Source organism: Ohtaekwangia koreensis, from assembly GCF_900167975.1.
GTDB lineage: Bacteria > Bacteroidota > Bacteroidia > Cytophagales > Cyclobacteriaceae > Ohtaekwangia > Ohtaekwangia koreensis.
The window spans coordinates 1,286,180-1,309,558 of sequence record NZ_FUZU01000001.1; the positions used below are offsets into that span (position 1 = coordinate 1,286,180).

At 41.4% G+C, this 23,379-nt stretch carries 14 protein-coding genes; 9 read left to right on the forward strand and 5 right to left on the reverse strand.

All coding sequences use genetic code 11. The features are described 5' to 3' along the window. Positions 1-60: 60 nt before the first annotated feature. The 7 genes from B5Y40_RS05455 to B5Y40_RS05485 all read left to right on the forward strand — a co-directional run bounded on the left by B5Y40_RS05455 (position 61) and on the right by B5Y40_RS05485 (position 11,592). Complete coding sequence (locus tag B5Y40_RS05455) at positions 61-1,512, forward strand: alpha-L-fucosidase (protein ID WP_079685672.1); 1,452 nt, start codon at positions 61-63, stop codon at positions 1,510-1,512. Between the two features lie 242 nt (positions 1,513-1,754). Next, a complete protein-coding gene (locus B5Y40_RS05460; RefSeq protein WP_079685673.1) occupies positions 1,755-2,774 on the forward strand; it encodes a sensor histidine kinase in 1,020 nt (339 codons plus the stop codon). After that, positions 2,771-3,469: a LytR/AlgR family response regulator transcription factor gene (locus B5Y40_RS05465; protein WP_079685674.1), complete on the forward strand. Its 699-nt coding sequence runs from the start codon at positions 2,771-2,773 to the stop codon at positions 3,467-3,469. Before B5Y40_RS05460 ends, B5Y40_RS05465 begins: the two co-directional genes overlap by 4 nt. Positions 3,470-3,604: 135 nt before the next feature. After that, a complete protein-coding gene (locus tag B5Y40_RS05470) occupies positions 3,605-7,024 on the forward strand; it encodes a VCBS repeat-containing protein (protein WP_079685675.1) in 3,420 nt (1,139 codons plus the stop codon). A gap of 122 nt (positions 7,025-7,146) precedes the next feature. Further along, complete coding sequence (locus B5Y40_RS05475; protein WP_079685676.1) at positions 7,147-8,598, forward strand: alpha-L-fucosidase; 1,452 nt, start codon at positions 7,147-7,149, stop codon at positions 8,596-8,598. Positions 8,599-8,624: 26 nt separating this feature from the next. Continuing rightward, on the forward strand, positions 8,625-10,490 hold the full coding sequence (locus B5Y40_RS05480) for a beta-galactosidase (protein ID WP_143785622.1): 1,866 nt from the start codon (positions 8,625-8,627) through the stop codon (positions 10,488-10,490). Between the two features lie 16 nt (positions 10,491-10,506). Next, positions 10,507-11,592, forward strand: coding sequence for a sialidase family protein (locus B5Y40_RS05485; RefSeq protein WP_079685677.1), 1,086 nt, complete (start codon positions 10,507-10,509; stop codon positions 11,590-11,592). A 120-nt stretch (positions 11,593-11,712) separates the two neighbouring features. On the opposite strand, the gene B5Y40_RS05490 is transcribed toward B5Y40_RS05485, so the two are convergent. Continuing rightward, positions 11,713-13,992, reverse strand: coding sequence for a GH92 family glycosyl hydrolase (locus B5Y40_RS05490; RefSeq protein WP_079687095.1), 2,280 nt, complete (start codon positions 13,990-13,992; stop codon positions 11,713-11,715). Between the two features lie 458 nt (positions 13,993-14,450). Between B5Y40_RS05490 and B5Y40_RS05495 the strand changes: the two genes are divergently transcribed. Together B5Y40_RS05495 and B5Y40_RS05500 are read left to right on the forward strand one after the other, a co-directional pair. Next, positions 14,451-15,077, forward strand: coding sequence for an RNA polymerase sigma factor (locus tag B5Y40_RS05495; RefSeq protein WP_079685678.1), 627 nt, complete (start codon positions 14,451-14,453; stop codon positions 15,075-15,077). A gap of 215 nt (positions 15,078-15,292) precedes the next feature. After that, a complete protein-coding gene (locus B5Y40_RS05500) occupies positions 15,293-17,935 on the forward strand; it encodes a glycoside hydrolase family 2 protein (RefSeq protein ID WP_079685679.1) in 2,643 nt (880 codons plus the stop codon). 8 nt (positions 17,936-17,943) lie between these two features. Here B5Y40_RS05500 and B5Y40_RS05505 read toward each other — a convergent pair whose 3' ends face one another. The 4 genes from B5Y40_RS05505 to B5Y40_RS05520 all read right to left on the reverse strand — a co-directional run bounded on the left by B5Y40_RS05505 (position 17,944) and on the right by B5Y40_RS05520 (position 23,323). Then, positions 17,944-19,974 carry an ATP-binding protein gene (locus tag B5Y40_RS05505; RefSeq protein ID WP_079685680.1) on the reverse strand — a complete coding sequence of 677 codons (2,031 nt, stop codon included), beginning with the start codon at positions 19,972-19,974 and terminating at the stop codon, positions 17,944-17,946. A 216-nt stretch (positions 19,975-20,190) separates the two neighbouring features. Beyond that, the gene (locus B5Y40_RS05510; protein ID WP_079687096.1) at positions 20,191-21,534 is read right to left on the reverse strand and encodes a sigma-54-dependent transcriptional regulator; all 1,344 of its coding nucleotides are present in this window, start codon (positions 21,532-21,534) and stop codon (positions 20,191-20,193) included. A 188-nt stretch (positions 21,535-21,722) separates the two neighbouring features. After that, complete coding sequence (locus tag B5Y40_RS05515) at positions 21,723-22,556, reverse strand: hypothetical protein (protein ID WP_079685681.1); 834 nt, start codon at positions 22,554-22,556, stop codon at positions 21,723-21,725. Beyond that, the gene (locus tag B5Y40_RS05520; protein ID WP_079685682.1) at positions 22,553-23,323 is read right to left on the reverse strand and encodes a UDP-2,3-diacylglucosamine diphosphatase; all 771 of its coding nucleotides are present in this window, start codon (positions 23,321-23,323) and stop codon (positions 22,553-22,555) included. Before B5Y40_RS05520 ends, B5Y40_RS05515 begins: the two co-directional genes overlap by 4 nt. Between the last annotated feature and the right edge of the window lie 56 nt (positions 23,324-23,379).

Here is a 23,379-nt window from a genome sequence, read left to right on the forward strand (position 1 = left end):
TACAAGTCTTTAAGTATGAAAAGGCTATTCAACTTTTAATCAACAGGTGCACGTAAGACTATGAAAAGAAAATCGATATACACATATGGTATAGTTGCCCTTGTCATGATGGTGTGTGTGCAATACACTCACGCCCAAGGCAACGTCCATCAGCAATCCACCACGTATCAATGGCCTTCAGACCCGTTGGTAAAAGAAAAACTTGAAACATGGCGTGATCAGAAATTTGGAATGATCATTCATTGGGGGCTGTATGCTGTTCCTGGAATCATTGAGTCATGGGAGCTTTGTTCTGAAGATTGGATCAGTCGTGATAGCACGATTGCATATGATGATTACAAGAAATGGTATTGGGGATTGAGCAAGAAATTCAATCCGGTAAATTTTAATCCTGATCAGTGGTCACAAGCTGCGAAAGATGCGGGCATGCGTTATGTGGTGTTCACCACGAAGCATCATGATGGTTTCAATATGTTCGATACAAAACAGACGGACTTTAAAATTACGAATGGGCCGTTTGCAAACCACCCCAAAGCGAATGTTGCCAAGTATGTATTTGAATCTTTCCGTAAGCAAGGAATGATGATCGGAGCATACTATTCAAAACCAGACTGGCATTCTGAATATTATTGGTGGCCACGGAATGCAACGGCAGATCGCAATGTAAATTATGACATCAGGAAGAATCCGTGGCGCTGGAATAAATTCAAGGATTTTACGTATAACCAGATTGGTGAGTTAATGAACGAATATGGAAAGATAGATATACTATGGCTGGATGGCGGTTGGGTGCGCCCACTTGAAACCGTAACGGACGAAGTAAGAGCATGGGGTGCAGCTATACCGGCATGGAGTCAGGATATAGATATGCCGCGCATTGCTTCCATGGCACGCAAAGCACAACCTGGACTTTTAGTTGTGGATCGCACAGTACACGGTCCATATGAAAATTATCAAACACCCGAGCAGAGTATACCAAAAGAAAAGCTGGACCATCCCTGGGAGAGCTGTATTACACTGGGGAATGCCTGGGGCTATGTACCGAACGAAAACTATAAGTCCAGCACCAGAGTAATTCATTCATTGATTGAAATCGTAGCGAAGGGAGGAAGTTTATTACTCGGGGTTGGTCCTGGAACAGACGGAACTTTCAACGATATGCAAGTTCAACGTCTGAAAGAAATTGGACAATGGCTAAGCGTGAATGGAGGTGCTATTTATAATACGCGTACTACGGATTATTATTATGATAAGGACCGTGATACATATTTCACAGCCGGTAAAGACAATAGCATCTTTGCCTTGGTTAAATTGAAAGAAGGACAAGCTATACCAGCAACCGTTGAATGGACTGGAAATATACCCGCAGCTGGATCACGTGTGAAACTTCTCAGTACAGGGGCAACGGTGAAGTGGAAAAAAGAAGGGGATAAGGTGAAAGTATATTTACCGGCATCTTTCCTGAAACAAAACAACACCTATTCTGCATTGGCGTTTGCCTTTCAGAAGTAATATAAATGACATTAGTAATTGTGAGCGGCTTCCGGATTTCCGGAAGCTTTTTTTTGTTACATCATATGTTAAGGTACTAAACATATTTACATCTTCAACCAATAAAAACCGACACATTTAGCCTTATTGCCGCAATAATGTTCAGTTTTCTATTTGTCATTACTTTTCGTATCATATTTGTGAAATGATTTATTACTTTATGTATGACGCGGTCTATTGTGCCAGGACCTTCAACCTGAAAGATGAGTAAAGGCAGAAATCTTCTTATTCACACAACGGGGTGGGTACTCTTCCTGGTTATCCCAATCGTGTTTTCACCGGGGCCGGCATTTTCTGTGCATACTTTTTTTGGAGGGTTTATGCAGCGTGAGATGATTGCATGTATACTCCTGATTGCTTATTTCTATTTTAACGTCCAGGTCTTAATAACACGATTCTATTTTACTAAAAAGTATACTCTCTATTTCCTGATCATTGCAGGATGCTTTATGATAACAACACTAGTACCGTTTTTACTGCTACCCAATCATCCGAAGTTCTCTTCTCCTATACCTCCGGTGCCGCAGCGGGCAGAAGAAGGTTCTATACTGTTTGAATTCGGCCATAACTTTTTTAGATTTTCCGTTGTAACGTTTATATCCCTTACATTAAAAATCAGTAATCGCTGGAAGCAAGCTGAGCAAGATAAACTCACTGCACAACTTTCTTATCTCAAAGCGCAGATCAATCCGCATTTCCTGTTTAATACTTTGAATAGCATTTATTCGCTGGCCATTCAAAAGTCTGATCATACACCTTCAGCGGTTGTAAAACTGTCGTCTATGATGCGCTATGTTGTAAGCGAATCGAATCGTGATTTTGTATCGCTTGAAAAGGAACTTAGCTATATTCGTAACTATGTTGAATTGCAGCAACTCCGCTTTGGAGATGCCATCGAGCTTTTGTTTTTTGTCCATGGAAACGCAGGCACAAATAGAATTGCTCCACTGATCTTGATCCCGTTTGTTGAAAACGCTTTTAAACATGGTATAAATGCCGAGGAAAGCTCGCGTATTAAAGTTTCCATAGAAATGGACCATAATGAATTGCGACTCGAAGTATTCAATAATAAAGTGTTCACAAGAGGAGAAGAAGAAAAAAGCGGACTTGGAATTGAGAACACCCGGAACAGGCTGCAGCTACTATATCCAAAACGACATACGCTGATCATTACAGATAATAAGAACGATTTCTCAGTTTCACTTACTATACAATTGAAATGATAAACGCCATTGCTATAGATGATGAACCCCTTGCACTGCAGGTAATTGAAAATTTTTGCCAGCGTGTCGATTTTATTTCGCTGGAGAAAACATTCATTAAACCAAATGAAGCTTTAAAGTATATAAATAAATTTCCGGTAGACTTGTTGTTTCTGGATATAAACATGCCATCCCTAACAGGTATTGATTTATACAAGGAGGTGAAACAAAATACAATGGCTATTTTTACAACGGCCTATACCGAATATGCCGTTGAGGGATTTAATCTGAGTGCGATCGATTATCTTCTCAAACCTTTTACATACGAGCGTTTTTTACAGGCTGTTACAAAGGCAGAAGAATACTATAGCCATACGCACCAAACGAGTAAGCCTGAACAACAATATATATTTATACGCGCAGACTATAGTCTTATCAAGATTAGTGTAGCGGATATTCTTTTCATAGAAGGACTGGACGATTATCTCCGCATTCATTTACAAAATCAAAAGCCTGTTGTTGCCCGCATGACCCTCAAAGTTATGCTCGAGAAACTTCCACTCCACGGGTTTGTCCGCGTGCACCGTTCTTATATTGTAGCAATCGCCCGGATTGCAAACATCCGTAACAAGATCATAACCGTTGCCGGAGAAGAAATTCCGATTGGTACAAGTTATGAGAAAGCATTTTTTAATGCATTCCAAGGTAATTCATAATTCTAAAATTCACTTACCCAAAATTCCGGATATTAATATATCCTTATCTTTATGAAGAACTGATATGGGTAGGTAGATACCTCCTTTATTCTTTCATGGATTTGATTGGTAGCTGAACAATATAGAATTTTAATAATGATCTTCCGGAACACCCTTTATAGTTTGTTATGTGCTCTTACACTGGCTCTTTTCCAGCAATGCGGACAACCGAAACAATTCAGTGAAGTTGATTTGAGTGACGCAGGTATAGATTTCCGGAATGACATAAAGGAAGATCAGGTTACCAACATTATGACCTACGAGTACACCTATAATGGTGGCGGTGTTGCTACGGGCGATGTAAACAACGATGGTTTGGCAGATATATACTTTTCGGGAAATACGGTTCCGAATAAACTATACCTGAACAATGGCGATCTGAAGTTTGAAGACATAACCCAGCAATCCGGAACCAGCGGCAGACCACTCGATTGGAAAACCGGCGTAACAATGGTGGATATAAATGGCGATGGCTGGCTGGATATATATGTTTGTTATTCCGGTAATGCTAATGGCGAAGGGTATAATAAACCTGTTATTCGCGATCATCCGAAACGTGCGAATCAACTGTTTATCAACCAGGGATGTGAAAAGGGAGGTGTTCCCGTATTCGTTGAACAGGCTCGGGAGTATGGTGTTGATGCGAAAGGTACATTTTCCACACAAGCTTATTTTTTTGACTACGACCGTGATGGAGATCTGGATCTGTTTCTGCTCAATCATGCGAACATGTTTTATTCCGCATACTTTAATGTGAAACGATTGCGCAACCTGCGGCATCCATACTTCGGAAATAAACTATACAGAAATGATGCTAATAAATTTGTAGAAGTAAGCGAGCGGGCGAAGATTCATGGAAGTGGTTTGAATTTCGGGTTAAGTGCTTCCGTCAGTGACTTGAATGGTGATCAATGGCCAGATATATATGTTACCAATGATTATGAAGAGCAGGATTTCTGCTACATCAATAATCGTGACGGTACATTTACGGAGATGTCGCATACTTTATTTGGACATCTGTCCAAATTCGGAATGGGCTCCGATATAGCGGATATTAACAATGATGGATTGCCCGAGATATTTGTTGCCGACATGTTACCGGAAGATAACTATCGGCAAAAGGTTTTGAAAGGAGCCGATGAGTACGATAAATATACGCTTGCAGTGGATAGCGGATATTATCATCAGTATATGCGCAATACACTTCAGCTTAACCGCGGCTTCGCCTCTGACAGTCTTCCTCGTTTTAGCGAAGTGGCACAGATCGCGGGTGTTTCTCATACCGACTGGAGCTGGGCTCCGTTGCTTGCAGATTATGACAATGATGGACTGAAAGATCTCTTCATCTCGAACGGTTATTTAAAAGATTTTACAAATCTTGATTTCTTGAAATATACCGTTAATGATATGTCGCAGGAGGCCAATGCTCAAAATCGCCCGGTAGATGTTTTGGCAATGGTTCAGAAAATGCAATCAACGAAAACAAACCGCTATATATTTAAGAATACTGATGGACTGCGTTTCGAAAACGTATCTGCTTTGTGGGGCCTGGATCGTAAAACCGTTTCGAATGCAGCTGCTTATGCCGATCTGGATAACGATGGCGATTATGACCTGGTCGTTAATAATCTTAACGATGACGCCAGTATACTTCAGAATCACCAGGAAAAAATACAGAAGAATAATTTTGTGAGAATTAAACTGGTGGGTGCTAAACCGAATACACAGGCTTTGGGCTCAAAGGTTTCGGTAAAACTCGCCGATAAAACATTGGTTCATGAAATATACTTTACCCGCGGATATCAGTCGTCTGTTGATCCGGTTCTTACCATTGGTATAGGGACGACTGCCAGTATACCGGAGATAAAAGTGCAGTGGACTGACGGTAGAGTTTCCACTCTTGCAAATGTAAAACCCAATCAGCTTGTAACAATAGCGCAACAGCAAGCAGTGCCACACGAAAATGAGCGCCCTATAATTCATAAGCCTATACTTGTGGATGAAACTTCCTCTGCCGGGTTGAAATATAAGCACGTTGAAAATAACTTTGTCGATTTCAAAGTTCAGCGACTTGTTCCTTACCAGCTATCACACCTCGGGGGTAAATTAAGTGTGGCAGATATAAACCATGATCAAAATGATGACGTCTTCTTTGAAGGCTCACATGGAAATTCAGCAAAACTTTTTATGGGACATGACGATGGCTCTTTTACAGAAGCTGAAGCCGCTCCATGGGCCGCCGATAAATATTGTGAAGATATAGGCTCTATATTTTTTGATGCTGATGGAGATGGCAACGAAGATCTTTATGTTGTGAGTGGAGGAAATGAGTTTATGCCCGGTGATACTCTATACCAGGACCGGCTCTATAAAGGTGATGGTAAAGGTGGTTTTATGAAAATTAAAAATGCATTGCCAATTGAAAGCATAAGTGGTGGCAGCGTGAAGGCTTCTGATTTCGATAAAGATGGAGATCTCGATCTATTCGTAGGAGGACGCTTAGTGCCGGATGCTTATCCGACATCACCGCAGAGTATGTTACTACGGAATGATTCACATGACGGCCAGATACATTTTGTAGATATTACCACGAAGACAAATGCTATACTTCAGAATGCTGGAATGATAACGGATGCTATATGGGCAGATGTTAATAAAGATACATGGCCGGACCTCATTATAGCAGGCGAGTGGATACCCGTACGCGTTTTTCAAAATATACAAGGTAAAGAGTTTAAAGACGTTACAGCAGACGTTGGTCTTGCGGATACGCAGGGCTGGTGGAGCTCGCTGTTGGCAGCCGATGTAGATCACGATGGAGATATAGACCTGCTTGCGGGCAATGCTGGTATAAATCTTCCACTACATATATCTGCCAAGGAGCCGGTACAACTATATGCCTCGGATATAAATAAGGATAGTAAAATAGATCCGATTATCTGCTCCTATATACAAGGCAAAAGTTACCCGCTGCCAAGCCGTGATGAACTTTTGGATCAAGTGACTCCACTCCGGAAGAAATTTATCCGCTATGCCGATTATGCAACGGCAACCATTGAGGATGTGATCGGAAAAGATCTTCTGAGCAGTGCGGCTATATATAAAGCCACCACCCTTCAATCTTCATGGTTTGAAAACGATGGACATGGAAAATTCGTGATGAAGCCCTTGCCGCCAATGGCACAGTTGTCGTCTACGCAAGCATTTGTTTTTGATGACTTTGATGGTGACGGCATTGCCGAAGTATTGGCCGCTGGTAATTTCTATCCATACCGTGTGCAGCTCGGACGTTGTGATGCTTCCTTCGGAATCCTGCTAAAGTTCAAAGATGGAAGCATTCAAACAAACAATGCCAGTGAACCGCTCTGGTTATCGGGAGATATACGCGACATGGCGATGACAAAATTCAAGCGAGCTCCTCGCAGATTAATTGTGTCGCGTAATAATGAAGACGCTACAGTATTTCAATTGACAACTACGAACGTGTCAAACCGTAAAACGACCGCTAAAAAATAAAGTCTGCGTCCGAAGTTATAAACTATACTACCGCTCGTTTAATCTTATAGTAAACGCGTGCATGTATAGGTTATATTTGGAGCTCACGCTATTTATATTCAACAACAAGGAACATTTTACAAATGAAAACAACGTTTAAACTTCTCAATTTATTCTTGCTTTGTTTACTCGCTTCCTGTGCAAAAAAGGAAGTAGCAGCGCCTCAAGCGGTGTTGCCTGTACCGAGTGATGCGCAGTTAGCCTGGCACGAAATGGAGTTGAATGCATTTGTCCATTTTACGACCAATACATTTACAGATAAGGAGTGGGGGTTCGGAGATGAAAAAACTACAGTGTTTAACCCGACAGAAACTAATGTTGATCAGTGGGTCACCACTTTAAAGGATGCTGGTTTTAAAGGTGTTATACTCACGAGCAAACATCACGATGGATTCTGCTTGTGGCCTTCGAAATATACGGAGCACTCTATAAAAAATAGTCCCTATAAAGGAGGTAAAGGTGATATAGTGAAAGAAGTTTCAGAGTCGTGTAAAAAGCACGGTCTGAAGTTCGGTATATATCTGTCGCCGTGGGATAGAAATCGTTCAGACTATGGATCACCTGCATACGTGGAATATTATCGTAATCAGTTGAAAGAATTATTTACAACCTATGGCCCGGTGTTCGAAATGTGGTTTGATGGAGCAAACGGTGGTGACGGTTATTACGGTGGTGCCAACGAAAAGAGAAAGATCAACGGTGCTACGTACTATGATTGGCCAACAACATTAAGCATGGTCCGTGAAATGGAACCCAATGTAATCTTCTTTAGTGATGCAGGTCCTGGTGTACGCTGGGTAGGAAACGAGAACGGTATAGCGGGAGAGACGAACTGGAATTCAATCACACCCGATACACTATATGCCGGAAAAGGAGGCATTGAAAAATTGTTAGGTACCGGAAGCGAAAATGGTACACATTGGATTCCCGCTGAAGTAGATGTATCAATTCGTCCGGGATGGTTTTATCATGCTAAAGAAGATTCATTGGTAAAAACGCCAGAGAAATTATTCGATATATACCTTACTTCGGTTGGTCGTGGCTCTAATCTGCTGTTGAACGTTCCTCCTGACAAACGTGGACTTGTACATGAGAATGACGTGAAAGCTTTGAAGGAATGGCGCGCGATGCTGGATGCAGAATTCAAAACCAACCTGGCTGCCAAAGCAAAAACCGAAGCAACATCCTATCGTGGCGAATCAGATGTATATGCTGCCAGCAATATAGCGGATGGCAACAAAGAGACATATTGGGCAACCGATGATAATGTTACCACCGGAGCACTGGAAATTTCATTAGAGAAAGTAGAACCTGTAAAATATATAGTGCTGCAGGAGTATATCAAATTAGGACAACGTGTTAAGTCATTCAATGTTGAGGTCTGGAAAGATAATAGCTGGCAGAAAGTAGCCGATGCCACTACAATAGGCTATAAAAGAATATTGAAGATCGATCCGGTGGAGACAGGCAAAATCCGGATTAACATCACAGCTTCAAAAGCTTGCCCGCTGATATCGACAGTAGAAGTGTTTTAGATACTGCTATAAATGTGAGAGAGAGAATGAAAAGGATTATCATGGTAATGCTGATGGCTTGTTTGTCCTACAGCATTACTGCCCAAAAGAAGGCACATACCTTTGAAATCAAGGAGGGACAGTTTTTATACGACCGTAAACCGATACAAATTCACTCCGGTGAAATCCATTATGCCCGTATTCCAAAAGAGTACTGGCGTCATCGCCTGAAGATGGCGAAGGCTATGGGACTCAATACGATCGCCACATATGTATTTTGGAATTATCACAACACGGCTCCGGGTATATGGGATTTTAAAACCGGCAATCGAAACATCAGTGAGTTCATTACGATTGCCAAAGAAGAAGGATTGAATGTTATACTTCGTCCAGGGCCCTATGCTTGCGCAGAGTGGGAATTCGGAGGATACCCTTGGTGGCTGCAGAAAAACAAGAGCCTTGTTATTCGTGCTAACAATAAACCTTTTCTGGATTCATGCCGGGTATATATAAACAAGCTTGCACAGGAAGTAAAACATTTACAGGTAAGTAAAGGAGGGCCTGTAATTCTTGTACAGGTAGAGAATGAATTCGGATCGTATGTTTCGCAGCGTAAAGATATACCTATAGAGGAACACCGGCAGTATAACCTGGCTATACAGAAAATGTTGGGTGAGGCCGGATTCGATGGCCCTTTCTTTACATCCGATGGAACCTGGTTGTTCGAGGGTGGTTCCTTGCAAGGTATATTACCAACTGCCAACGGAGAAGGTAATATTGATAACCTGAAAAAGGCCGTCAATAAATATCACAACAACCAAGGGCCATACATGGTAGCAGAGTTTTATCCGGGATGGCTCGATCACTGGGCTGAACCGTTTACGCGAATTGGTGCTGATGAAATAGTAAAGCAGACGGAGCAGTATCTCCAAAATAACATTCACTTCAATTTTTATATGGTGCATGGCGGAACAAACTTCGGTTTTACATCGGGTGCCAATTATAACGATGAGCACGATATACAGCCTGATATTACAAGCTATGATTATGATGCTCCGATCAGTGAAGCAGGCTGGGCAACACCCAAATATCTTGCTATACGTGAATTGATGAAAAAGTATGTTAAATATACTGTCCCTGAAATTCCCGCGAAGATCCCGGTTATTGCTTTGCCAGATATAGCATTGACTAAAGCGGTTGACTTCTTTGAATGGAAGAATACTGTCAAACCTGTTGTGAATGCATCCCCTTTGTCGTTCGAAGAATTAGGACAGGGCTTTGGCTATGTGCTCTATAGTAAAAACTTTACGCAGCCGATTCAGGGTGAGCTTCAGGTAAAGGGGCTTCGTGATTACGCCATCGTATTTGTGAACGGCAAGAAAGTGGGAGAGCTTAATCGTCAGGATAAGAAATATACTCTTCCGATTGAGATACCTTTCAACGGACGCCTGGATATTCTGGTTGAAAACATGGGGCGTATAAATTACGGTGCTGATATCATCAACAGCACGAAAGGAATCATTGCTCCTGTAATGATCAACGATTTTGAAATTACGGGTGGATGGAAGATGTACTCGCTTCCCTTTGACAAAGTGCCGGATCTTGCAAAAAATATAAATAAGAATAACATTGGGTTGCCAACTTTTTATACAGCTGCCTTCGAGGTCCAGGAACCAGGCGATGTGTTTCTGGATATGCAAGGGTGGGGTAAAGGCATTGTGTTTGTGAATGGTATACATATAGGTCGCTATTGGAAAGTAGGGCCGCAGCAAACGCTATATTTACCTGGATGTTGGTTGAAAAAGGGGAAGAATGAAGTTGTCGTTTTTGAACAACAGAACGATGTGCCCATGAAGGCTCTCAAATCTACTTTAGAACCTGTACTTGAAACTTTGGTATCAGATCAGAATTAAAAACTATAATAGCACTATGAGCAAGAATGGCGTTCGGCTTATTTCAATACTATATATATTAGTAATGGTGTCGGCTTGCAAACAGAGCCCCGTGAAAGAAGAAATAGTTTCTAACGTGGAAAGAAAAGACAGTATTACCCTTCTGCAGCAGGATTATGTTTTTGGGGATGATCGCCCTTTTCAGCAATGTCACGCTTCAACGTTGATAAAAACCAACGATGGCAAGTTTATCGTGGCTTGGTTTGGAGGGACTCACGAGAAACATGATGATGTTGGGATCTGGTTATCGAAGGGGAATTCCAAACAATGGTCTACGCCGATTGAAATAGCCAAGCTACGCGAAGATCCACATTGGAATCCCGTGCTGCATAAAACATCCTCTGGCGATATTATACTATATTTTAAAGTAGGAAAACTGATTGATCTTTGGGAGACATGGTATATAGTTTCAAAGGACAATGGTGATACATGGTCGCAGGCAAAAGAACTTGTGCCCGGTGATAAGGGAGGCAGGGGACCTGTCAGAAATAAAATTATAGTACTGTCCAATGGTGCGTGGCTCGCTCCGGCATCGAACGAATTGAAAGGTGTATGGAATGCATTTGTAGATCGGAGTGAAGATGAAGGCAAGACATGGCAGGCTACATCATTCGTCACACTTAATCGTGATTCTATAAAGGGGGAGGGTGTGATACAACCTACATTATGGGAGTCCGTTCCCGGGACCGTCCATATGCTGCTACGGAGTTCTGCCGGAGTAATTTGTCGGAGTGATTCAGAGGATTATGGTAAAACATGGTCGCCTGTATATAAAACAAGTTTACCGAATCCGAATAGCGGTATAGATCTCACAAAATTAGACAATGGAACATTGGTGCTTGTTTTTAATCGCGATGGAAAAAACTGGGGCGCACGTAGACCAGTTTCGATTGCTATATCAAAAGACAACGGAAAGACGTGGCCGCTCATTACTGATCTTGAAACCGGACAACAGGGCGATGAGTTTTCGTATCCCGCCATCATCCATTTTCACGACACTGTAGCGTTGACCTATACCTGGAAGAGACAACGCATAGCATTCTGGATAGCGAAAGTAAATTGATACAGATATATACTTAATTTGTAATATGAATTATGAATCGTGATCGATAAGAAATAAAAGAGCGGGATACGTTGGTATCCCGCTCTTTTGTTTGATATACTTGACTGGTTTATTTGGATTCTACTTCAATGAAGAGAATGCCCAATCGGCTTTATCAATTCCCCATTGTGAACCAGGCTTGCTTCCCATTTCTATAATCATATCGCCTCCATTCATGATATCGCTATACTGCAGGTATGTTTTCGTGTACGGCTTACCGTTGAAAGTAATTTTTTGTATATAGATATTCTGATCGCTGTTGTTCTTTACAGTAATCGTAAACTTCTTTGCCCCGGGCAAGTTGATCACAGCTTCATCCATCAATGGACTTCCAAAAATATACCGGCCGTTTGCAGGATTAACAGGATAGAATCCCAGTGATGAAAGTACATACCATGCAGACATTTGCCCTACATCTTCGTTGCCACACAATCCATCGGGTTTAACCGTATATAGGCTGTCCAGAATATACCGGACTTTCTCTGCGGTTTTCCAGGGTTGTCCTGCATAGGCATATAAATATGGAATATGGTGACTGGGTTCATTACCGTGTGCATATTGACCAATGAGTCCCGTAATATCATTGGATGCTTCTTCTCCCATGTCACCTTTAACAACGAATAATGAATCAAGTTTTTTGAGGAATGCCTGTTCGCCACCCATAAGTTTGATCAACCCTTCCACATCATGCGGCACCAGCCAGGTATATTGCCATGAGTTTCCTTCGCTGAAATCATCCTTCATGTGTCGCGCAGCGAACGGACTGAATGGTGTGCGCCATTTGGTATCTGAAATCCTGCCACGCACAAAATGTGTAGTGGAATCAAAGTAGTACTTATAGTTCTGTGAACGCTTGTTGAAATATATATACTCTTCCTGGCTGCCCAATGCCTGTGCCAGCTGTGCAGCACACCAGTCGTCTATAGAATATTCCATACCCTTGGCTACTGTTTCAGTTTCGGCATCTGCCGGTATATAGCCTTGTTCACGCACATACTTTAAACCACGCTCATCACGAAGTACAGAAGTCTTCATAGCCTTTAATGCCAACGCGCCATCAAATCCGCGGAAGCCTTTCAAGTATGCATCGGCAATAACCGGAAAGGCACTGTTACCGGGCATGGTGTTAGTCTCATTGCCTATCAAATGCCAGATCGGTAATTTTCCTTGCTGTTCATAAATTTTCAGCATTGAATTTACCATGTTGTCAACACGTTCTGGTTGCACTATAGTAAAGAGTGAATGTGCAGCTCTATAAGTATCCCAAAGAGAAAACGTAGTCAGGTTTGTAAACGTGGTATCGTGGTATATTTTTTTATCGGTGCCACGGTAATCGCCATTGTGGTCATTGAAAACAGAAGGCGCTATCATAGTATGATAGAGTGCCGTATAGAATTTCTTCAACCGTTCTTCGCTCGCTTTGATCTGTACTTTGTTCAGTTCCTTATTCCAAGATGCATCCGCTTCTTTTACGGTGTTATCGAAGTTCCAATGTGGTATCTCCGCTTCTATATTTTGTAATGCGTTTGCCGTACTAACAGGAGATATACCCACTTTCACAAGCAATGGCTTGTCAAAGGCACTTCCGAAATGCAGGACGCCTTTTGTTTTCTTGCCCGTTGCAGAGATTCCTTGTACGGATTTCTGTTCATCATCAAAAAGCTCAAGCTGCGTGGCAGGCGATGATACAATTATAGCAAAGTATAAATGCTGATCTTCGGCCCAACCCTTTGAAAACCGGTGCCCTGTAAATGTAGTATCATTTACTTTCTCAAGCGATGTTTCATAGGCGCCATCCCATCCTATACCTTCTTTCAGATCGACCAGCACTTTCGCGTCCTCGCCTTTTGGAAATATATACTTATGAAACCCTACACGTTCGGATGCCGTGAGAGCAACCTCTATGTTATAGCGTTTTAGTTTAACACTATAATATCCTGGTGTTACTTTTTCATCCGCATGCGAGAATAAGGAAGCATATCCGCTTTCAATAGCCTGTGGTGTTCCTTTCGTTAATTTAGTATCACCCGTCACGGGCATCAACAATACATCGCCGAGATCGCCTATACCGGTTCCACTTAAATGTGTGTGTGAAAAACCGATGATCACCGAATCTGAATAATGATAACCGGAGCACCAATCCCATCCTTCTGAAAGTTGGGTTGGTCCCAATTGGACAGCTCCGAAAGGAACGCTTGCCCCAACAAATACGTGTCCATGGAAACCACTTCCAATCAGAGGGTCTACATATTGTGTGAGACTCAATGCCGTGTCTGCCGTGCTCTTCTGTTCCGTTTCTTTACACGATAGAAACGTAACCATCAGTATACACGCTAATAAAATTCCATCACTCTTTTTCATACCATTCATTATTACCGTAAAAGGTGCAAGTATATTTAATGAAGGTTAAAATTATTGAAGAGGTTAGAAATTTAGTTTGATGTCGTTCGATGCCTTGCTTTATAGTGACGCCATAACATTTAACATCGTCCGAAAATTGTGATTGAAATCAGAATTGATCTTCTGTAATGTCGGCTGACTTTTTAAAATCTTAAATAAAATTTTATCAGCGATTCAAAATTTTAATATAGTCTCCTAAAATTGAATTAAAAGACACATCACACATCATCGTTGTAAACGTTTTTTTGGATGTTTTAATAAATCAAGAAGTTCAAAAATACCGGACTTCCGAAGATTATTTGGCTACGTAAATAATCTGGCCAATAGCATTTTATTTTTACCGTTAAAATATCGATTTTGTACTATGTTTCCGCACACGGAACCATTTACGAAGCAGTTTCAACCCAAACAGAGTCAAAATGGAAGCAGCAAGAAAGATCGATGAAGCCATCGCTCCGGCACAATCGGAGAGCCGATCGATTTCCATGAATGATTATATACTCTGGAAAGAGTTCAAGTCAGGAGACCTTGCTGCCTATGCGATGATCTATCGTAAATACTTCTTTGCACTATATAATTATGGGAAAAAATTAAGCTCCGATCATGAGCTTATCAAAGACTGTATACAAGAGTTGTTTGTCAAAATTTGGAACAATCGTGAAAACCTGAATGAGACTACATCTATTAAATATTACCTCTTTACTTCGTTAAAAAGAAAATTACTTGATATCCTGAAATCTCCTCATGTAAGGTTAAAGGCAGAGGAAGATCTCATGGACTTTGATCAGGAAGATGGAAGTGTAGCTGACGAAGAGGTTGTGCATTGGCAAAAGGAAAAAGTGTTGAAAGCGCTTAGCACATTGTCAGATCATCAACAGAAGTTGCTACACATGAAATATTATAAAGAGCTTTCCAATAAGGAGATCTCCGATGAACTAGGAATTACTATTCAGTCTGTATATAACGCAGTGTTCAAAGCACTTCGTTCTCTTCGTAAGCAAATGCAAACCATTCTGCTAATCGTGTTATCACTCATGAATCTGTAAACGTTTACAGGATTCTTTTCACTCCATCCGAAAAAAAATATTTATACTTTTTGATTAAAGTAAGAGTAGAATTGCGCCCAACGTTCGTTTACCGCACAGAACTACGACACAGTTTTGGTAACGTCTGTGAACGTAGTTGGGTTTGGGAGTCCTCCTTGTCCTTCTGTAATGGGAAGGGCGGGAGGATTCAAACTTTATAATGCTTATTATTCCTTATGAAGAAAAATATATGCAAACCCCTGTTTGTTACCATTGTCCTCTCCTTGTATGCACATCATATAGCATTGGCGCAAATTCAATATGAACTCAATTCGGGTTGGCGCTGCAAAAATATAGACGAAGTAAAGGAAGATGGAATTGCGCTGTCGCAGGCATCCTATAAAATTCAAGACTGGCTTCCTGCTACCGTGCCGGGCACGGTGCTGACAACGTTACTCAATAACAAGCGCATACCCGATCCGTTGTATGGTATGAACAATGAAAAAATCCCTGACATCTATACAACCGGTCGCGAGAAATATACCTATTGGTTTGTTACTGATTTTGTGGAGTCATCGTCAGCACCAGGTGATCAAGTGTGGTTACACCTTCGTGGTGTAAACTATAGCTGTGATATTTTTCTCAATGGAAAAAAGCTGAACCCATCAACGCACAAAGGAATGTTTCTGCGGCAATCCTATAATATAACAAGCCATTTATCAGCAAATGGGAACAACCGGATTGCAGTTATAGTATATCCGCCCGACCCGGTTGGTAATCCGAATGGCGGTCAAGGTGGTGATGGCATGATTGCCAAAAATGTTTCGCATCAATATGTAGCCGGATGGGATTGGATTCAACCGATCCGCGATCGGAATACAGGTATATGGGACAAAGTCTTTATTGAGAAGACGAAAGCTATAAACTTAAAAAATCCACACATTGTAACGAAGGTTTCCGGAAAGCGATTGCCCGAAGGGAAACAGGAACCCGCTACGCTGAAAGTTACGACCGAACTCGAAAACCCGACTGCGAAAAGTGTGAATGGTATAGCGAGCTATACCTGGGAGGGAACCACGATATCTCAAAAAGTAACGGTGGCTCCGTTCTCTACAACCACGGTAGCATTACCAGACTATACTATTAAGAATCCACGACTGTGGTGGCCGAATGGTTATGGCGAGCAGCACCTATATACTTTAAAGCTTCAATTCCTCATCAATGGAAAAACAGTTTCGGATGAAGAAAATATTTCGGTTGGTGTAAGAGAGATTCAGACCAAATGGAATAATGAGACTCGTAGTCGCCAGGTGATGGTAAATGGTCAGCGCATTTTTATTAAAGGAGGAAATTGGATTATCTCAGATGCCATGCTTCGGTTTACAGACGCCCGGTATGATGCCGAGATAAGATTTCACCGTGATATGAATTTGAACCTGATCCGCATTTGGGGAGGTGCATTGATTGAGCGTCCGGAATTTTATAGCGCTTGTGATAAATATGGATTGCTGGTAATGCAAGATTTTTGGATGTCGGGTGATTGCAATGGGCGTTGGACAGACCCGAAGAAAACGGAAGATCAATGGACTCGAAGAAAATATCCCGATGACCATGCATTGTTTCTTACCTCTGCTATAGATCAGATCAAGATGATTCGGAACCACGCTTCGCTGGGCATGTGGTGTGGTGGAAATGAAATTACTCCACCGGAAGATATACTTACTCCCTTGCGTGATTCAATTATACCAGAGCTCGATGGTACGCGCTGGTTTGTGGAGTATTCGAATTCCGATAGTATGTCTTTTAACTCAATCGGAGGAAATGGTGATGGCCCTTACGGGATTCAGCCTATTGAATCATTCTGGGATAAACAAACTTTTCCATTTAATTCTGAAGTAGGTTCTGTAGGTATAGGGGATTACGAATCGCTTGAACGATTTATACCAGCTGAGAATATGGTTGCACCCAAGCATCCCAGTAAAGTTGATCCGGTGTGGGACTATCATAAATATATAGGGTATGATCAGTATATAAATCCCTATGGTGAGCCGAAGAGTGTAAAAGATTTCGCTGTGAAAGCTCAATTGGTAAATTATGATCAGTACCGCGCGTTGATAGAAGGATTTAGTTCGCACATGTGGGAGTGGTATACCGGCACGATCATTTGGAAAACACAAAACCCATGGACTGCTATGCGTGGACAAATGTATGATTACTATCTGGACCCCAACGCTTGCCTGTATGGCTTGCGTCATGGAAGTGAACCGTTGCATGTAATGTATAGTCCTACCGATGGAATGGTGATGATTGCCAACAACACAGTGAAGGCTTATCAGGATTTAATGCTAGTTATCAAAACTTATGATATGAACGGAAAAGACAGTCTTCTCTCGCAGGTTTTTGTAGGTATTGAACCGACAATTTCCAAGAAATATTTAGCACTCAAGGGAATGTTGAATTCACTCCGTAAAGATAAAGGTGTGTTCTTATCATTGCAGTTGCTTGATCTGAACAAGCAAATTCTAAGTGAAAATTTCTACTGGCTTCCGGACAACAACGGAATGCATACTGGTCTTAATCAAATGAAGGCTGCCAAGATCCAGGCCGAAGCAAAATGGCTTGCCGAGGGAAAGATCGAACTGAAGCTGTCCAATTTTTCTGAAAGCCCTGTGGCATTTTTCAATCGAATTTCCTTGATAGATCCTAAATCTAAGAAGCGTTTGCTCCCGGTATTCTATAGTGATAATTACATCTCTATTACTCCGGGCTCACAAAAAACTATATATCTGGAATATCATCCTGAAAATGACAAAGCAACACCGTTGATCTCGATCAGTGGATGGAACGTGGAAGAACATCTGACGGAGATCAGCAAATAAGGTGCTTGTTAATTCATCTTTATGCTGTTGTTTAAAGCAGAATGGAGTTCTGATAGTCCATCTTTATAGATTGGCAATGTAATTTTGAATTCCGACCCTATATATAGAGTGCTTTCTACTGAAATATACCCTTTTAGTTTTATCAACGCCTTTTGTACAAGGTGCAAACCAAGCCCGCTTCCTACAGAGCGATCGCTATACCGGGCGTATGGATTAAAGATCGCCTTTATATACTTTTGATCAATGCCAATGCCATTGTCTCTAAAGTATATTTCTATATAGCTATCCGTCTTGAACAATTTGATGGTAATCTCGGGATTTACCTGGTTTCGGAAGATGCAGGCATTTTCAAGTATGTTGATGAAAATGATATCCAGCAGTTTGATGTTGGTGTTAATAACGATATTGTCCTCAAGTTCCTCTTTGAAAGTAATGTTAGGGTACAGTACTTTGAACCGGTGCGTTAATGAAATGGTATATTCTTTTATGTTGATAAGCTGATCGCCTTCCAGTTTATCCAGTTCATAGGCCATGTGTATTTTGGAAAGCATCTTGTCCATATCACGGGCCGTATCGTCAATTTTTTGCTGAATAGCTTTTCGCTCAGATTCATCGTGCGCTAAGCCTACAAGTTGTCCAAGCCCGATGATGCTAAGGATGGGTCTGCGAACATCGTGGGAGGCGCGGTATAGATACGTGTCAAGTTCCTTATTGAGTTTTACCAGGTCAGCCGTTCTGGTTCTTACTTTACTCTCGAGGTCAGCGTTAAGCATTCTTATTTTACGGTAACTTTTTCGGATGATATAAAGCAGTACACAGAGTAATATCAGGATAGCTATAAAGGATGCAATTAAAATCCGGCTTGTGTTCAGTTCATTTTTCTTAAGCTCATTTTCTGTGCGGAGTAAATTCAGCTGCTTCTCGAATTGTAATTGTTTCTGCAGCTTGTTTAATTGCAAGCTCTGTCTGCTTTGTGTAGAATCGCGTAAAGTGATATACTTCTTATACGCTATATGTGCTGAGTCGTATTGCTTGTTTAAATTAAACCAATCGTGCAGACTCTTATAGTACATTACCCAAATGTTTGGTCTTAGCTCTTTGCGCATCATTTTCCATGCACTGTCGTAGTATAGTTGTGCTGTGGTAAACTGTTTTTTCTGACTATATACTTCTGCGAGACCTGTGAGTGCTTCACCTGCCGAAGCAAACTCTCGATGCTTCAGGCATACTTCTGCTTTTTGTTTATACTTTATCAGCGCCTCATCCAGATACCCTTCCAGGTAATCGATCTGAGCAATGTTGCCCTGGATAAGTGCTTCCCAAATTTCGCTGTGCGACATACGAACCAGGACCAGTGCAGTGTTGTAGGTCATGCGGGCACTGTCGGTATCGTTCTGGTTAACATACGACATCCCCAATGTATTGTATGCATTGATGAGGCGGATCGAATCGTCTCTTTTAAGATTGTTGGTTTTATAGTACTTCACTACTTTTTTTATATGCTCAATAGCGATCTCATAGTTACCGGTATTATACTGCAGGTTTGCTATCGATAGGTGCTTGGAGGCAGCTTCTTTTGTCAAACCGAGTTCTAAAAAAATATCCGCAGCCTGATATGCGTCATAGGCAGCCAGTTGTAAATTGAAATGATTGGTATTGATGAAGCTTCGTAGTGATAATAGTTGGGCTCGTTCGTAAAGGAAGGTATAGTCTTCTGTTTCGGGTAATGTACTATTAATGATCTCTATAGATTCTTCGCCAAAATTACTTTCTGACAGCGAATGTGCCTTTGCAAAGTTTATCCATATTTCTTGTGCTTTCGCAGATGGTCTTAAGCTATGGAGGAAGGCTTTTCGACTTTCGATATCAGAGCACACTAGTATAGAGTCAGGTGATTTTGAATAGCAGGATTGTAAAGAGTCGTTTAGATATGTAAAGATTTCCTGCTTTTGAGACAAGGGTAAAGTATAGTTGCTATCCTTACAGGCAAAGATCAAACACGACAATAAAAATATATGTACAAATCTGTACCAATGCATAGGTTTAACAAAATATACAACAAATTTCAAAATTACTACTGCCGGCTGTTTGAGTAAACGGTGACGGGAATGCCGTATGTACTGTATAAGTATATGAAAAAAGTGGTAACCCACTATTATACTGTCTAATTTACATTTTTTATGGCTTACTACAAAAGATAACAGCTTCGCGTTTTCTATACGCGAAGCTGTTATGTATTTAGAGCTATACCGTTGTTAAATTCCGTATTTCTCCATCCTGCGGTATAGTGATGCACGGGTTAGTCCCAGTTCATCGGCAGCCTTTGATATATTTCCATTATGCATGTTGAGTGCTTTTACGATGGCCGTCTTTTCTACCTCATCCAGGTTTAGTGTATTGCTGTTTGGACTTGATGAGACCGTGCGACTTAACAGGAAGTCACTTTCCTGTAATGTTGCCGAGTCCGTCATGATCACGGCCCGTTCAATACCATGCTGAAGCTCACGGATATTTCCGGGCCACGCATACCGCTTTAACTTGTCGGTTGCCTCGGGGGTGATGGCAGTAACATGCTTGTGATATTTCTTGGCGTAGTAATTCAGATAGTGCTGGGCCAGCATCGGTATATCTTCCACGCGATCGCACAACGGTGGCACGTGAAGTTCAACCGTATTTATCCGGTATAGTAAATCCTGGCGGAAGGTTCCTTCCTGTACCATCTTGTGAAGTGGCATGTTGGTAGCGCAGATCAGGCGAATGTTTACCGCCATCGATTGGTTGGCACCAACACGTGTTACCTGACGTGATTGCAGCGCGCTGAGTAATTTGCTTTGAAGACTCATGCTTAAATTACCGATCTCATCAAGGAAGAGTGTTCCGTTATTCGCAAGTTCAAATCTTCCCGGACGATCTTCGCGTGCATCGGTGAAGGCTCCTTTCTTGTGACCAAAGAGTTCACTTTCAAAAAGAGTTTCAGTGATAGCACCCATATCCACAGAAACAAAACTGTTGTCTTTTCGAAGAGAGCGTTGATGAATGGCGCGGGCGATCAATTCTTTTCCCGTACCGTTCTCACCTAAAATCAAAACGTTGGCATCCGTCTTCGCTACTTTATCAATAAGCGTGAACACTTCCTGAATCGCTTTGCTCTGTCCGATAATTTCACCAAAGGGTCTGCCGATTTGTTCCTCGAGCATTTCCTTTGCCTTCTTCAACTTATCAACTTCATTGTACGATTTCTTTAATCGTATAGCGGTAGATATAGTAGCGACAAGTTTTTCATTTTGCCACGGCTTGAGTATAAAGTCAGTAGCGCCAGCCTTTAATGCACGCACAGCCATTTCAACATCGCCAAACGCAGTGATTAGAATAACTACAGCTGAAGGATCATGTCCTAGGATTTGTTCGAGCCAATAGAAGCCCTCTTTACCACTCGTGATGTCTTTGCTGAAATTCATGTCCAGCAGAATAACATCATATGTATCGTTGTGAAGTAGAAAAGGAATTTTCTTGGGATTCTTTTCAATGATCACATGATGACCTTGCTTCTTCAATAACATTTTCGCTGCGAGGAGTACGTCCTCATCGTCATCGATCATCAAAATTTTACCGCCTTCCAAATTCACAGTACTAATAGATTTAGGTGAAAACGCTTTCCTGTCAGAAATTTTATGCCAAGAAAAAAATAAGCCTTTTTGATTCTCTTTAGCCTATATTCCTGTTCCAGGATGTACAAAGATGTTCAAAAATGAACAGTTTTAGAAATCTTATATCCGGTTTCTCTTCATTACTGTGCTCCGAATATTTCAATGGTGTTTTTTCGAATTAAGAAAAAACGCTCATCGGTTATCAATGCAAAGTTACCTGGCTGCGTTAGCTTTTGTTCACGCGTTTCTGCTGTGAAGAGATCGAAGAATCTTAACACATCGCCTTGGAGATAATATAATTCTTCACCGAGAAAATTGAAGTAACTGAGTTTTTTAACACTAATGGTTTTGATAAGCTTGCCAACACTGTTGAAAATTAAAATTCCCTCGGATGCATCCAGCAGAAAAACGAATCCTTGATACTCGCGCAGAAAAGTAAAATCAGTTTTTTGTTTTTTAGGCTTAACATCCATCGTCTCTTCGATTGATACAGCACCGTTAGACGTGTTGATTTTTTTTAAGGTCCAATCCGCGGCATCCACAAGCCATACATTATGATCACCGGATATACAGGCCAGCCATGGATCTATAGCGAAGGCTGAGTCGATGGAGAAAGCTTGTACAATTTCTAGCGATGGATTAAGAAAATGATACTGGCGTGATTCGCGGAAGAATGCAAAAAGTCTGCTGCCATCACGTGGATCAAACAGGGTAGGAGATGGTTTATTTTTATGGAGGCTGAGCAACTTGCCATTGGTGTCAAACTTCTGCAGCTGGCCGGAGGCAGTTAAAATATATAGTTCACCCGGGCGGTCGACTGCTGCATATACGATTGTATCGCTTACCTCGAGGGTCTTAATTTTTTTTGATTGCGCCGACCCGACCGTTGTCAGCATACTGATGAACACAACCAGGAATACGGTTACGCTTTTACGATAATATGATTGAAATATACTTTGATTAAGATTGATCACGATTCGAAAGTTTTAAGCTCAACTGTTTTTCCATCATATACAGCATACGTGCTGAAATGTACCCACTCGCCCAGGTTTACATACCGGCTTCTATCACAAATTGGAAGATCTAACGGTAAATGACGATGGCCGAATATATAGTAGTCGTAATGAGTTTTTTGCTCCAACTCAGTACAGTATACCCACAGAAATTCACTCTCGTTATTTTGATATCCTTCTTCGCTTTTTAAATTGGCCAGACGACTGTTCTTTGACCAATAGTTAGCAATGCCTATACCAAGATTAGGATGAATGCGTGCGAACAACCATTGACAGAACTTGCTGTTGAAAAATTTCTTGAGAATTTTATAGGTGTGATCACCAGGGCCTAATCCGTCACCGTGTCCAATGAGCAAGCGTTGTGAGCCGACTTCCAAAAGTTGAGGATCACGATATACCGGTATACCCAATTCTTTCGGAAAATAATCAAACATCCACATGTCATGATTACCTGTAAAAAATACAATTGAAATTCCGGCATCGCGTAACTCTGCTAACTTTCCCTGCAACCTGATGTGGCCTTTTGGAATAGCATGTTTATACTCAAACCAGAAATCAAAAATATCGCCCAACAGATAAATGGTATGCGCTTCATCTTTGATGGAATTGAGCCATGCGATAATTCGTTTCTCTCTTGCTATACTGGCTTCATGATTGGGCACTCCCAAATGAAAATCTGAGGCGAAGAAGATCTTTTTATTTTGTAGGTCTGAGATTTTTTCGAGCATAGTTGATATATCACATGATCCAACCGGCAATCATACCGCGTTGCAAGGACAATGAA